General features: G+C 40.5%; 12 protein-coding genes. 3 read left to right on the top strand and 9 right to left on the bottom strand.

Going from position 1 to position 10,490, the window contains the following annotated elements:
• Positions 1-5 precede the first annotated feature (5 nt).
• Genes ACQKKO_RS19110 through ACQKKO_RS19140 form a run of 7 tightly spaced genes read right to left on the bottom strand, consistent with a single transcriptional unit; the run spans position 6 to position 5,800 of the window.
• A complete protein-coding gene (locus tag ACQKKO_RS19110) occupies positions 6-386 on the bottom strand; it encodes a Na+/H+ antiporter subunit G (protein WP_498650022.1) in 381 nt (126 codons plus the stop codon).
• A complete protein-coding gene (locus ACQKKO_RS19115) occupies positions 364-648 on the bottom strand; it encodes a Na(+)/H(+) antiporter subunit F1 (protein WP_498650024.1) in 285 nt (94 codons plus the stop codon). Before ACQKKO_RS19115 ends, ACQKKO_RS19110 begins: the two co-directional genes overlap by 23 nt.
• Positions 648-1,130: a Na+/H+ antiporter subunit E gene (locus ACQKKO_RS19120; protein ID WP_479823693.1), complete on the bottom strand. Its 483-nt coding sequence runs from the start codon at positions 1,128-1,130 to the stop codon at positions 648-650. The genes ACQKKO_RS19115 and ACQKKO_RS19120 overlap by 1 nt, the downstream gene beginning before the upstream one ends.
• 34 nt (positions 1,131-1,164) lie before the next feature.
• The gene (locus tag ACQKKO_RS19125) at positions 1,165-2,646 is read right to left on the bottom strand and encodes a Na+/H+ antiporter subunit D (protein WP_479823691.1); all 1,482 of its coding nucleotides are present in this window, start codon (positions 2,644-2,646) and stop codon (positions 1,165-1,167) included.
• Positions 2,639-2,977 carry a Na(+)/H(+) antiporter subunit C gene (locus ACQKKO_RS19130; RefSeq protein ID WP_498650026.1) on the bottom strand — a complete coding sequence of 113 codons (339 nt, stop codon included), beginning with the start codon at positions 2,975-2,977 and terminating at the stop codon, positions 2,639-2,641. The genes ACQKKO_RS19125 and ACQKKO_RS19130 overlap by 8 nt, the downstream gene beginning before the upstream one ends.
• Positions 2,977-3,402 (bottom strand): Na(+)/H(+) antiporter subunit B, encoded by a 426-nt coding sequence (locus ACQKKO_RS19135; protein ID WP_498650028.1) that lies wholly within the window; start codon positions 3,400-3,402, stop codon positions 2,977-2,979. Before ACQKKO_RS19135 ends, ACQKKO_RS19130 begins: the two co-directional genes overlap by 1 nt.
• Positions 3,389-5,800, bottom strand: coding sequence for a Na+/H+ antiporter subunit A (locus ACQKKO_RS19140; RefSeq protein ID WP_498650030.1), 2,412 nt, complete (start codon positions 5,798-5,800; stop codon positions 3,389-3,391). The genes ACQKKO_RS19135 and ACQKKO_RS19140 overlap by 14 nt, the downstream gene beginning before the upstream one ends.
• Positions 5,801-6,385: 585 nt before the next feature.
• Here ACQKKO_RS19140 and ACQKKO_RS19145 point away from each other — a divergent pair.
• On the top strand, positions 6,386-7,084 hold the full coding sequence (locus ACQKKO_RS19145) for a universal stress protein (protein ID WP_498650032.1): 699 nt from the start codon (positions 6,386-6,388) through the stop codon (positions 7,082-7,084).
• 77 nt (positions 7,085-7,161) lie between these two features.
• Here ACQKKO_RS19145 and ACQKKO_RS19150 read toward each other — a convergent pair whose 3' ends face one another.
• Positions 7,162-7,764, bottom strand: a complete 603-nt coding sequence (locus ACQKKO_RS19150) for a nitroreductase family protein (protein ID WP_498650034.1) — start codon at positions 7,762-7,764, stop codon at positions 7,162-7,164.
• Between the two features lie 74 nt (positions 7,765-7,838).
• Entirely contained in the window at positions 7,839-8,699 is an 861-nt protein-coding gene (locus ACQKKO_RS19155) for a VOC family protein (RefSeq protein WP_498650036.1), read from the bottom strand.
• A 120-nt stretch (positions 8,700-8,819) separates the two neighbouring features.
• On the opposite strand from ACQKKO_RS19155, the gene ACQKKO_RS19160 reads away from it, so the two are divergent.
• Positions 8,820-9,170, top strand: a complete 351-nt coding sequence (locus ACQKKO_RS19160; RefSeq protein WP_498650038.1) for a winged helix-turn-helix transcriptional regulator — start codon at positions 8,820-8,822, stop codon at positions 9,168-9,170.
• 149 nt (positions 9,171-9,319) lie between these two features.
• Complete coding sequence (locus tag ACQKKO_RS19165) at positions 9,320-10,327, top strand: Gfo/Idh/MocA family protein (protein ID WP_498650040.1); 1,008 nt, start codon at positions 9,320-9,322, stop codon at positions 10,325-10,327.
• Positions 10,328-10,490 lie beyond the last annotated feature (163 nt).

A 10,490-nucleotide genomic window follows, 5' to 3' on the forward strand; every position in this document is an offset into this window, starting at 1 on the left:
TTTCTTTATTCTTGATTAGATGATTCCTGTTTCTCACGCTTCTCTATATCTTCTTTTAACTGATCTTTAACACTCGTTTCTGTCATCGGTACACCTGAATGATAGGCGGCTCGACTGATCAAATGTCCAGCAACTGGTGCAGTTAAGAATACAAAGAAAATCCCAAGTAACAAACGAACACTTACATAATTATCTACCGTCCAAAAATAAACAAACGTTCCGACAAGCGTACATAAAACTCCGAGCGTTGCACTTTTGGTTCCCGCATGCGAACGGGTATAGACATCTGGCAACCGAATTAATCCATATGCACTAATGACGTTCATTAATGTACCTAAAAGGATAAGAATTGCTGCAATCACTTCACCGATCACGCTTACGTTCAATGACAACACCCCTCTCTAGAAATTTAGAAAAGGCAACTGTTGTAATGAAGGACAAGATTCCAAGAAGTAAGATAACTTCTAGAAAGGCTCTTGTCTGTAGCGTAATTGAAATGACAGCAATAGCAGAGATCAAGTTGATACCAATCGTATCAAGAGCGATCACTCGATCAGGCATTGACGGTCCTTTAATTACTCGATAAAGACCAATTAAGATCGAAATAGATAAAAAAATCAATGCAATGTAGCCAACAATTTCTAGCATTAACGAGTCACCTCCATAATCGCTCGCTCAAACGAACCCTTTGCTTTCAAGACCGTTTCCATCGATTCTGGAATATCCATCGCATGTATATAAAACGTATGATTCTCATCATCAATTTCAAGTACGACTGATCCTGGTGTTAGCGTCAATAAAAGGGCTAGAAATGTCATCTCCCAGTCCCCTCTTAGTTCGGTTTCAAAGCTAAAGATACCCGGAGTGATATTGATTTTTGGTCGTAATATTTGTTTGATCATTAAGATACTAGAAAGAATCAATTCCTTAATAAATAGGAAAATTAAATGTCCAATTGATACAATTTTCCTAAGATAAAACGGATCCGGGAAAAATCGTCTCATGACATAAATTAAACTCAGACCAACTAGAAAACCTGCAATAAAGGTTGTAAACCGAAATTCATCCTCGTCCTGCAAAAACACCCATAAGAACGCAATAAGAATATTTAATAGTAGTTGAATTGGCACGCTTGATCACCTTCTTCCAAAAAAAGTCTCATGATTACTCGTTATATAGTACTGCGTCAATGTAGATTGATGGATCCAACATCGTTTCTGCAGCCTGAGTAACGTATCCAGATATGCCTTCCACTCCTAATCCTAATCCCAGACTAACAAATGCTAAGAAGACACATGGAACAATGATACCCTTTTTTAAAGGGATCACGTCTTCCTCACTCATTACAGTCTCTCCCCAGAAGGATTGCTTGAATATTTTGAGTAAAGAGTAAAGCACTAAAATACTCGTACCAAGGGCTAACGCTGCAAGAAGATATGAACCAGCTGAAATGGCCCCTTGTACCACTAATACTTTACCAATAAATCCGCTCAATGGTGGAATCCCTGCAAGAGCAAGTACAACGATAAAGAATGTCCAACCCAGAATAGGGTAATGCCTGATCATACCCCCGAGGTTCTTAATGGAGGTGGTTCCCGTTAACATAATAATCGTTCCGCCCAGTAAGAAAAGGAGAGCTTTAGCTACCATATCATGCACAAGATAATAGATCGCTCCTTCTATGGAAGGACCATTAAATATAGCGAGTCCTGCAATGATAAAGCCCACGGCGACGACCACATTGTACGAAATAATTTGTTTAATATCCTGATAGGCAATCGCACCAATCGCTCCTAGGATCATTGTAATACCAGCCATGACTCCTAGAATCATATGTGTAACCTCAGGTTCGTGTGGAAAAATGATCGTAAAGGTACGGAAGAGTGCATAAATCCCTACTTTTGTCAGCAACGCACCAAACAATGCTGCAACCGCAGTCTTAGGAGCACCGTATGAACCAGGTAGCCAGAAGAAGAGAAAGAGACCTGATTTTAGTCCAAACACGATAATGAACATCACAGCGACTGTGGTAAGAATTCCGCCCTGTTCAACTAGAGCGACACGCTCAGCCAGCTGAGCAATGTTTAATGTTCCAAGTGTTCCGTAAAGATACCCCATGGAAATCAGGAACAATGCAGAAGATACCACGTTAATGAGTACATACTTGATCGATTCACGTAGCTGCCTCTTCCTTCCGCCTAATGCAATTAAGACATATGAAGCGAGTAGCATCACTTCAAAACAAACGAATAAGTTAAAAATGTCTCCTGTTAGAAAAGAACCAATAACACCGGCAATTAAGAACTGAACAAATGCATAAAAGTAAAATCGCTCATCCTCGGACCCAATGGTTGCAAATGCATAAAACAAAACGGCTATTGCGACAACCGCTGTTGTACAAACGAGAAGCAAAGAAAACATATCAGCGACAAATACAATTCCAAACGGTGGTTCCCATCCACCTATCGCAATCGTCACGATACCATTCGCTGAAACTTCATTCATTAAAATACCTGTAATCACCAAAACAGCTAAAATAGAAAGAATACTTAAGCCTTTATGAAGCTTAATCTGATTTCGACATATCACCATAATCAGTCCCGCAACGACGGGAATCATCATTGGGAATATAACAAGATTATTCATCTTTATTCCCCCTCAAATAGAAAAGATTCTCTGTACCCAGCTCTTCATATCCTCTATATGCAAGCACAAGGAAGAAGGCAGTTACACCGAAGTTAATAACAATAGCTGTGAGGATAAGAGCCTGAGGAAGCGAGTCAACAAAGACTTCGTTTCCCTGGTCAAGTAGCGGCGCTGCTCCTTCCTTTAATCCGCCCATTGTAATAAGCAGCAGATGCGCTCCATGAGAAAGCAAAGCTGTTCCTAATATAATCCGTACAATGGTACGTGACAGAATCATATACGTACCGGCCGTGAATAATAAACCAACTAGAAATGCCATAAGTGTTTCCATCAATCAACATCCTCACTTATGCTCAAAATAATAGTCATCGCTGTTCCGATAACAGCGAGTGAAACCCCAATTTCAAAAATGGTCACCGTTGTCAGCTCTGTCTTGCCGAACACCGGTAGATCAAAGTAAGCAAACTCTTGATTCAAAAACGGTTCTCCGTAAAAAAGGGCACTACCTCCCGCTAAGACTGCAATGAGAACACCAGCCCCAGCCATAACAGGGTATTTAATCGGAATCCCCTTTTCCACCGTTTCAATATCGAAAGCTAAATAAAGCAATACCAAAGCCGATGCGAGCACAAGTCCGCCAATAAATCCTCCGCCTGGTTCATGGTGACCTGCCAGGAACAGATAAACACCAAACGTAAGGATAATAAAGGTTGCTATCTTACTGACGGTCTGCAAAATAATATCATTTACCTTCATGCTTATCGATTCCCTCCTTGTCCTTTAGTTTAATTAATGTAAAGACCCCAAGTCCTGCTGTGCATAACACGAGAAGCTCAAGCATCGTGTCAAACGCACGGAAATCAGCCAGAATGGCATTAACGATGTTTCGTCCACCTGCAAGATTGTAGGAATCCTCGAAATAGCTAGAAATACTATCAAACCATTTGTTCCCCTGTATTGATAGCATTAGAAGGGTTACAACAGCTCCAATTCCTACTGACACAACAAGATTTATGATTTTCGATCCTTTTGGAACCTTCTCTTCCTTCCACTCCGGTAAGAAATAGAAGCATAACAAGAACAAAGCGGCTGAAACCGTCTCAATCACCAGCTGCGTCAAGGCCAGGTCAGGCGCGCGGAAAATAACAAAGAAGATCGCAACCATGTATCCAATCACACCATTTAAGATAATGGCAGTCATCCGGGATTTGGCAAAGATAATACATACCGCAGCCACTGCAATAATCGCAATTAAGATTAGCTCATAAATGTTTACTGGAGCATCATTTGATCGGTCAAAGACAAAGCCACCTGTTTGCCCTAACGCGAAGAGGACAACAAGAATGATAAAACCAAAAATGTAGAGAAGATAATGACGTAAATAACCTGTCATATATAAGCTTGTAAGCTTTTCTGACCCTTTTTCAGAACCAGATAAAATAAACTGATAGACCGTATTAAACGACCATTCTCTTGGGAATAATCGGTAGATCCCCTGCCATTTACGTAGGAATACAAAGAGAAGAGCTCCAAGAATGACAACAGCTATAGTCATCCATAATTCTGGTTCAGGTCCATGCCATGCTTTGATTTCTGAGTAGTAGATCGCATCCTCAACAGGTAATACCGCCGTTACTCCAGGAATAAGAATGTGGTCGGCAATAAACTGAGGAAAGAAGAACATAACAACCACTAAGGAGACTAAGATCCCAGGAGGAATCAGCATACCAAGCGGCGCCTCATGTGCGCTTTTCTCAAGTTTCTCTGGTTTGTAGTTTCCGGTAAACGTTCGGAAGACAAGAATCATACAATAAACAAACGTTAAGACACTAGCGACCCAAGCAATGATCGGGAACATCAAGCCCATTGTTTCCATATTAAAAATACCAAGCTCTGATGCTTTTAATACGGATGAGAAAAACATCTCTTTACTAAGGAAGCCGTTAAATGGCGGCAGTCCTGCCATCGCAAAGCTACCAATAGCCGCAAACGTAAATGTTATCGGCATAATCGTCATTAATCCACCTAGTTTACGAATATCACGTGTGCCTGTTTCGTGGTCGACAATTCCAACAACCATAAAAAGGGCTCCCTTAAACGTTGAATGGTTCATTAAATGAAAGAGCGCAGCAAGAACAGCGAGTGAAGAATATTCAAAGGCTTTGGAATCAGGGGCAAAATAGAGAGCCGCTGAACCCATACCGAGCATACTCATAATCATGCCAAGCTGACTGATCGTTGAATAAGCGAGTAATGCTTTTAAGTCCGTTTGTCTAACTGCTGTAAACGAACCCCAGAATAAGGTAATGAGACCGACCATGCTTACAACCCAAAACCATGTCGCTTCCCCACCAAACACGGGTGTGAATCTGGCAACCAAATAAATACCTGCCTTAACCATCGTTGCTGAATGGAGGTACGCACTAACAGGTGTTGGTGCTTCCATCGCGTCCGGTAACCAGATGTGAAATGGAAATTGGGCTGACTTCGTAAAGGCTCCAAGCAATATTAAAAGCATCGCAGGGATAAATAGACCAGAATCACTCAACGTGCTCGCTTGTCCGATGATTTCACGGATACTCCACGTCCCTGTCATAGACTGAAGCATGATAAAACCGGCAAGCATAGAAATACCGCCTGTCACAGTAATAAGCATTGATTTTTGCGCACCGTAACGTGATTTGTCACGTTGATACCAAAAAGCAATTAACAGAAAGGATGATACACTCGTTAATTCCCAGAACAGATACAACACCATTAGGTTATCTGAAAACACAACACCTAACATTGCACTCATAAACATTAGTAAGTAGATATAAAAGTTATGAAGTGCTTCTCTTTTCATGGAAAGATAAAAGATGGAATAGGCAATAACAAGTGTACCTACACCCGTTATTAGCAAGGCAAGAATTAAACTCAAGCCATCGAGATACGTGGTAAAGTTAATACCAAGTGATGGAATCCAAGAAACAGTGTTCTCAAATGTTTCTCCCTTCGAAGTTCCTGGAAGAAACGTTGTCAAATAAATAAACAACACAAGCGGAATCGGAAAGACAAACCAGCCTGTATGTACAGAAGGGATTTTCCTATAAAAGATAGGAATAAATATTGCGAACAAGATAGGTAGAAAAATGGCGAAGTTTAACCAGTTCAAAGTATGACCTCCTAGATTTCGACCAGGACACCTGAATGTTCAGATACTGACGTTATAATAAGTTGAACGAAGCGTAGCATGTCGCTACATGGAATTGTGGATTGATGCTTGAATTGATTGAACCTAACGTGTATGATGTAAGCAAATAATGGAATTTATTGAAGAGGTTCTAGTTTTACACACTCTAACAGGACTGTGCAGAACAAAGCGCAGCCTACAAGGTTAGTATGTGGTGGGAAGCGAGACAATATAGTGGTATCGAGGCAGTCACATACCCAATATCTCATTAAAGTATAATATAAAAAAACAATCAATGCACTTCATAGAGCCTTAAAATGACTTTTGCCTCTATTTCGTAACATTTCCCCCTAAAATTTAGAAGTGTCCATAACTGCTCATTTTTCTGAATTTGATCAAACCAGCTATTCATGTTTTCCACTAAAAAAGAGCAAAATAATAATTGATAATCAGATGATTTCATTATATACTGTATTGGTTTTAGAAAGCTGTAAAGAGTAAGTGATGTAAGTGATAACAACCATTAAATCGTATTTGAATAGATAATCTGGAAGTATAATGAGGTGAGTGAAGATGAAAAAAGGTAGAATGGATGAGAGCATTCTTGTATGTGTATATTATGGACCAAATGGAGAACGTTTAATTAAACGCGGATGTAAAATTGCCAGCATGTTGGACTGCCCCCTTTACATCCTAACAATAGATGCTCTTCCATATGATGAACTTGATGCCGAAAAGTCGGATTACATTGATCGTTGGAAACAACTAGCTGAGGAGCACAATGTTGAAGAGTTTATGATTCGCGATAATGAAAAGCGCCCTGCTGTAAAAGTAATCGCAGAAGTTGCTCGTGAAAAACATATTACGCAAATCATTATTGGTCAAACAGCTAAAAGCCGTTGGGAAGAAATCACTAAAGGTTCATTTATGAACGTACTCTTACGTGAGATCCCGTTTGTTGATTTTCACGTTGTTTCTGTTGACCGTGCACTGAAGACTGAAGAAGGTCATTATGAAAAAGGTTGCCGTGCATATTTAACGAAGGATACGGAAGGCGAATATCGCTTAAGCTTCTCCCACCGTAAGGATGCCCTGTTTGAAGGTATTTTCTTCAAAGAGCAAGGCACAGACTTTAACAATGGCGTGTTTAAATTCATGAATAACAATCAAATGATGCAGGTTCATGTAACTGACGATAGTGTCACTGAACCAGAAGTGGTTGAGTCCTGTACTGTGAAGTTTAAAGAAGAAATGCTTAAAAAGTAAGCACTCCAATTGGGGAGTGCTTTTTTATTCTTTAAAAAAAGCATCCCGCTAATAGTGGATGCTTTTTTCCTACCGATTTATTTGTAAAGCTTCACGCGTTCATCCAATGGTTTAAACTCTTTATCCCCTGGTTTTGAAGCCGGCTTGCCAAATGGCATCTGGGCTCTAAGTCTCCATGTAGTAGGAACATTCCATTCTTTTCTTACGTCTTCATCAATTAAGGGATTATAATGCTGCAAAGACGCACCAAATCCTTCAATTTCTAATCCAGTCCAAATCGCAAACTGATGCATACCAGACGTCTGTTCAGACCAGATTGGAAAATTATCTGCATAAAGCGCAAATTGCTCTTGAAGCCCTTTTACAATTTCCTCGTCTTCAAAAAATAAGATTGTTCCGTAAGCCTGACTGAATAAATCCATCTTTTCTTGGGTACCACTGAAATTCTCTTTAGGCACAACTTTACGTAGTGTGTCTGTTGTAAGTTTCCAAAGTTTATCATGCTGTTCACCAAGAAGAACAATTACACGCGTGGTTTGTGAGTTAAACGCTGAAGGTACGTATTTTACGGCATGTTCTACAATCTCCATGATCCGCTCATCGGATGCAACTTGCTCCTTGCTTAAGGCATAATACGAACGACGGTCCTCAATTGCTTGAAAAAATTCTTTATTCATCATTGTATCCTCCCATTTTTTTGAGTGTAACACGACTAGTATAAACAGATCTGAGTATAATTATTGTTCCAGTTTTGTCATGCTGTCTGTTGTATAAATTTTATTCGCATTCCAGATGGATCAGTGACCCATACAACATCTTCCTCATGCTTATACGAGTGGTCAGCACGTTCAAGTCGATTAATCAATGCGTGCATTTCCTCTGCACCCACCAGCTTAACAGTATAATACGTCATGCCAACTGCAGAATCTGGCGTTTTTGGAACACCACTTCCTGCCCAAATATTAAAGCCCAGATGGTGATGGTAACGGCCTGCTGCCATAAACTTAGCGGACATCCGACTGTAATCCCCTACTGTCTCAAATCCAATTACATCGCGATAAAAAGCCTCAGTATCTTCTAAATTAGCAACATGCATGTGCACGTGCCCTATGATCGTTCCTTGAGGAAGCCCTTTCCATGAGTGTTCCTCTGCCTCTTGAATTAAGCTTTCAATGTTAATCGGATCTGACGCCATCTTATAGTCGCCGTTTTGTTCGACTTCCCATTCAGAGCGATCACGGTCTCGGTAAATCTCCAATCCATTTCCATCAGGGTCGGCTAGATATAGGGCTTCACTTACTAAATGGTCCGCTTGCCCAATCTGAACACGTTTATCTGCAAAGTGATAGAGAATGCTTGCAAGTGAAGGACGATCCGGAAGCAAAATAGCTACATGATAAAGCCCTGCAGCTGATCGTTCTGGTAAGCGTGTTGCACATGGAATTTCTTCTAATTCAAGAAGGGTTTCCTCTCCTTCTACTTTTAAGTAAGCAAACTTACCTTCTACCTCTGCAATAGGAAATCCAATTACTTCCTTGTAGAATTGAATCGACTGTTCAAGATTTGATACTCGAAGTCTTACGTGCCCAAGCGATGTGTCTGGATGGATACTCATACTTAATCAACCTCCTTCGTTCTTTTCCGATACGTTTAGTATGCTTCATAAAACATTTTTATAGAAGTAGGCACTTAAAAGTAGTATAGTGTCATTATGGAAACTAAAGGAGGCTACACAATGGAAACGTGCAAAGTAGACACAGCCCTTGAGATTCTAATGGGTAAATGGAAACATAGAATTTTGTTTGAACTAACTAAAAATGATGTGATGCGTTTTAATGAATTAAAACGTGCGATTCCTGGAATTACTCAAAAGATGCTTACCGCTCAACTACGTGAGCTTGAGCACCATGATATCGTCATCCGTAAGGTCTATGCTCAAATTCCACCAAAAGTAGAGTACTCCATGACGGAATACGGCAAAAGCCTTCACCCCCTTTTAGATGCAATGCATGAATGGGGAAGCAGACATGCTCAGCACTTAAAAGATCTAGAAACAACCGATTCGTTACACGAACATAATGCATAACCGATAGAGTTGGGCTGTCTTCTTATAAAGGCAGTCTTTTTTATTTTTATGATTAAGAGTAATTTCACCAAATACGCAAGAAGATCTGATACACTATTAGCGAATGAAGCGTTTTCAATAATGTACGGAAACTAAAGGAGGACATTAAAATGGCTGAATCGTCACGTAAAATCAAATGGGGAATCCTTGGTACTGGTGGAATTGCTGAGAAGTTTGCAACAGACTTAGTTCATGCAGAAAACGGAGAGCTCTATGCAGCTGGCTCTCGCACAAAAGAGAAGGCCGCATCATTTGCTGAGAAATATTCCCTTCCGCACGCATACGGAAGCTATGATGAGTTGGTTCAAGATCCAGATGTTGAAGCAATTTATGTCGCGACACCTCATCCCTTTCACAAAGAAAATGTGCTTAGCGCCCTTCAAGCAGGGAAAGCAGTTCTTTGTGAAAAGCCGATGACTGTGAATGCAAAAGAGCTCGAGGAATTAGTGACAACCGCACGCGAGAAAAACCTATTCCTTATGGAAGCAATGTGGTCACGCTTTTTACCTGCTCTAATAAAGGTACGTGAGTGGATTGATGCTGGAAAAATCGGTGAGGTGAAAATCGTTAAAGCAGAGTTTGGCTTTCACATCGGCTGGGATCCAGAGGGTCGGTTATTGAATCCTGCCCTAGGCGGTGGAGCACTTCTTGATGCCGGAATTTACCCTGTTTCATTTGCCTCGATGATTTTTGGTCCAAATCCTGAACGTCTTTGGACAACGGCTCATATCGGTGAAACAGGTGTGGACGAACATTTCTCTATCCTGCTTGATTATGGTAATGGGAAAACAGCCTCACTTCATGGTGGCGTTCGCCTTCATTTACCAAACGATGCCTTTATTCATGGCACGAAGGGTTATATTCATATTCCACAATTCTTGTTTGCCGATCAGGCCACACTTCACGTAAATGGAGAAGAACCTGAGTCATTCAAGGATAACAGAGCAGATCAAGGCATCTCTGGGTATAAGTTTGAAGCAGAAGAAGTTGGACGTGCTCTTCTTGAAGGCAAAAAGGAAAGCTCAGTTATTACACTAGATGAGTCACTTGGTATTATGCGCCTGCTTGATCAGGTACGCGCCGAATGGGGTCTTACATACCCGTTTGAAGAGAAATAACTAAAAATCAACTAAAAATGGCGAATGATTCGATTACAGAATCATTCGCCATTCGTATTACTTGAACAAGCGAAAGGAGAACCCGAGACTCCCTCCGAAAAAGTTAATGTATCAATGGTTTTAAGGTTTTTAAAGAGATAAAAATATTTTTTATGAATCAATC

It is taken from the genome of Alkalihalobacillus sp. NPDC127517 (genome assembly GCF_050276055.1).
Classification (GTDB): Bacteria; Bacillota; Bacilli; order Bacillales; family Bacillaceae_D; genus Alkalicoccobacillus.

Excerpts from the sequence above, each read along its gene's own strand:
- ACQKKO_RS19125 (WP_479823691.1), bottom strand. The coding sequence starts at position 2,646 with ATGAATAATCTTGTTATATTCCCAATGATGATTCCCGTCGTTGCGGGA.
- ACQKKO_RS19160 (WP_498650038.1), top strand. The coding sequence starts at position 8,820 with ATGGAAACGTGCAAAGTAGACACAGCCCTTGAGATTCTAATGGGTAAA.
- ACQKKO_RS19165 (WP_498650040.1), top strand. The coding sequence starts at position 9,320 with ATGGCTGAATCGTCACGTAAAATCAAATGGGGAATCCTTGGTACTGGT.
- ACQKKO_RS19150 (WP_498650034.1), bottom strand. The coding sequence starts at position 7,764 with ATGATGAATAAAGAATTTTTTCAAGCAATTGAGGACCGTCGTTCGTAT.
- ACQKKO_RS19115 (WP_498650024.1), bottom strand. The coding sequence starts at position 648 with ATGCTAGAAATTGTTGGCTACATTGCATTGATTTTTTTATCTATTTCG.
- ACQKKO_RS19135 (WP_498650028.1), bottom strand. The coding sequence starts at position 3,402 with ATGAAGGTAAATGATATTATTTTGCAGACCGTCAGTAAGATAGCAACC.
- ACQKKO_RS19130 (WP_498650026.1), bottom strand. The coding sequence starts at position 2,977 with ATGGAAACACTTATGGCATTTCTAGTTGGTTTATTATTCACGGCCGGT.
- ACQKKO_RS19155 (WP_498650036.1), bottom strand. The coding sequence starts at position 8,699 with ATGAGTATCCATCCAGACACATCGCTTGGGCACGTAAGACTTCGAGTA.